This window comes from Mesorhizobium sp. M7A.F.Ca.CA.002.05.1.1 (assembly GCF_003998335.1).
Lineage (GTDB): Bacteria > Pseudomonadota > Alphaproteobacteria > Rhizobiales > Rhizobiaceae > Mesorhizobium.
In genome coordinates this window covers 1-2,397 of record NZ_RZQI01000896.1, presented here as the reverse complement: position 1 = coordinate 2,397, position 2,397 = coordinate 1, and the positions used below count along the sequence as shown (strand labels likewise).

The window sequence follows — 2,397 nt, the reverse complement described above, 5'->3', positions numbered from 1 at the left end:
CCGGCGCCTTCCTGTCGGTCGATCTCGATTTTCGTGCGCTGCCCGGCATCTATGTCGGCATCGTCATGGGCCGGCATGCCGGCTTCCTGACCGCGGCTGCCGCTGCCTGGCAGCTCGACCCCGACAGCGGCCCGCACCTCGTCTACGTGCCCGAGCGCCCATTCTCGGCCGCCGGCTTCATCGACGACGTCCGCGCCACGCTCGATCGCCACAAGCGCTGCATCGTCGCCGTTTCGGAAGGGGTCAGCACCGCCGACGGCAAGGCACTGGTCGAAAGCCTGGTGCCGCCGGACCAGCTTGAGCGCGACGCGCACGGCAACGTCAAGCTGTCGGGCAGCGACCTGCCGGCCGCACTCGAGCGCGCGTTGGCGGAAGGCCTGCCGGGCAAGCGGGCCCGCGTCGATGCGCTCGGCTACATGCCGCGCGGCTATATCGGCGCCATCAGCGCGGTCGACGCGCAGGAGGCGTTCGATGCCGGCGCTTTCGCCGTCACCGTCGCCGAACAGGGCGGCGGCTCGGTGGCCCTGCAATATGACGGCACCAGAACGGTGCTGAAGAAAGTGCCGCTCAAGAACGTCGCCGGCAAGACACGCCACATGCCGGACGATTTCATGAAGCCCGATGTCAATCAGCTGTCGGATGCCGGCATGGCCTATCTCAAGCGGCTGGTGCCGGAAAAGTACAAGGTCGGGAAGCCCTTCGTCTGATGCCGGGCTCACACTTGATGCCCGGCTCACAGGTGATGCCCGACTGGTTCAGCAGGAGCGTCGTCGACGACAAGACGACGATGCTGACCGAGCCCTTCGTCCATGCCTATGTTCGGGCCAATATCTGGCATCTGCGCGGTCGCGATGCCGACCTGCTCGTCGACACCGGCATGGGCATCTGTCCGCTGGCGCCGCAGATCGAGACGGCGGAGGGCAAGCCGCTGCTGGTCGTTGCCACCCACATCCATCTCGACCACGTCGGCTCGCTGCATGAATTCCCGTTGCGGGCCGGGCCAAGGATGAGCGCGGCTCGGTTCGAGACCATGGATGAGGCCGCGACCTACGCCTACATGTTTCATGACCTCGAGGGTGCCGTCTCGAAACCGCCGGCGCCTGGATGGAAGTCGGCCGACTACAGGATCCCGCCCGCGCCGTTGACGCGAACCCTGGACGAGGGCGATGTCGTCGATCTTGGCGACCGGCAATTTCGCGTGCTGCATTTGCCGGGCCATTCACCGGATTCGATCGCGCTGTTCGACGAGGTCGACGGCCTGTTCTTCAGCGGCGATGCCATCTATGACGCCATGCTGATCGACGACCTGCCGGATTCCGACCGAGCCGCCTATGTCAGCACGATGCGGCGCCTGCTGGACCTGCCGATCCGCATCGGTCATGGTGGACACGGACCGAGCTTCGACGGCAAGCGCATGCGCGAGATTGCCACGGCCTATCTCGAGCGAAGCGCCGGTGGCTGAGGCTCCAGCGAGACAGCAAGGTGCCGCCCGACGACTTTGCGGCCCTGCCGCCGTGCGGATATTAAATCTTCGTAAGGTCGCCCTAAAACCCTAAATCGGGCGAATCCGCGCCCTAGATGCAAGGCCGTCGATCCGGTTGGCTGCCATGTAGGCGAGACGGGCAATTGCGACCTCGACACGCCGATGACCGATTTCCCCGCACGGGAGAGGCCACGGCGCTGGATCAACTCTCGCCCGGACAAACGACCATGTCAGATATCCTTCGTAGGCATCGCGTCGCGGCCTTGCTGGGCGCTGCGCTGATCATATCCCCCTTCGTCATGTCTTTCGCCCAAGGCGAGGGCAACACCATTCCGACAACCCAGACGCCTGTCGCCGGCATCACCGCGCCCAATGGCTCGTTCGCCCCCATCGTTGCCGCCGACAAGCCGGCGGTGGTGACGGTCACCACCGTCATGAAGGCACAGCCTGAAACGATGAGCGATGCATCTCCTTTCGACGGCGGCTCGCCCTTCGATGACTATTTCCGCCAGTTCTTCGGTGACCAGGGCATGCCGACGCCCAAGACGCCGCCGCAACAGCAACCGCAGCGCGCCGAGGCGCTGGGTTCCGGCTTCATCGTCGGCGCGGATGGCACCGTCGTCACCAACAACCACGTCATCGATGGTGCTTCTTCGATCAAGGTGACGCTCGACGACGGCACCGAACTTCCGGCCAAGCTTGTCGGCCGCGATGCCAAGAACGATCTCGCCGTACTCAAGGTCAAGTCAGACAAACCCCTGCCGACCGTCAAATGGGGTGATTCCGACAAGCTCATGCCAGGCGACCAGGTGCTGGCCTTCGGCAACCCGTTCGGCATCGGCACCACCGTCACGGCAGGTATCGTCTCGGCGCGCGGCCGTGACCTGCATAGCGGCCCGTTCGACGATTTCATC

3 protein-coding genes are annotated in these 2,397 nt (G+C 64.9%); all 3 read left to right on the top strand.

Annotated elements, in window-relative coordinates; all coding sequences use genetic code 11:
• Positions 1-707 (top strand): 6-phosphofructokinase (locus tag EN939_RS30175; RefSeq protein WP_206528376.1); only part of this gene is annotated, 707 nt, incomplete at its 5' end.
• A gap of 35 nt (positions 708-742) precedes the next feature.
• The gene (locus EN939_RS30170; protein WP_127270210.1) at positions 743-1,462 is read left to right on the top strand and encodes an MBL fold metallo-hydrolase; all 720 of its coding nucleotides are present in this window, start codon (positions 743-745) and stop codon (positions 1,460-1,462) included.
• A 248-nt stretch (positions 1,463-1,710) separates the two neighbouring features.
• Positions 1,711-2,397 (top strand): trypsin-like peptidase domain-containing protein (locus EN939_RS30165; RefSeq protein ID WP_127271314.1); only part of this gene is annotated, 687 nt, incomplete at its 3' end.

Coding starts and splice junctions, on each gene's coding strand:
- EN939_RS30170 (WP_127270210.1), top strand. CDS start 743: ATGCCCGACTGGTTCAGCAGGAGCGTCGTCGACGACAAGACGACGATG.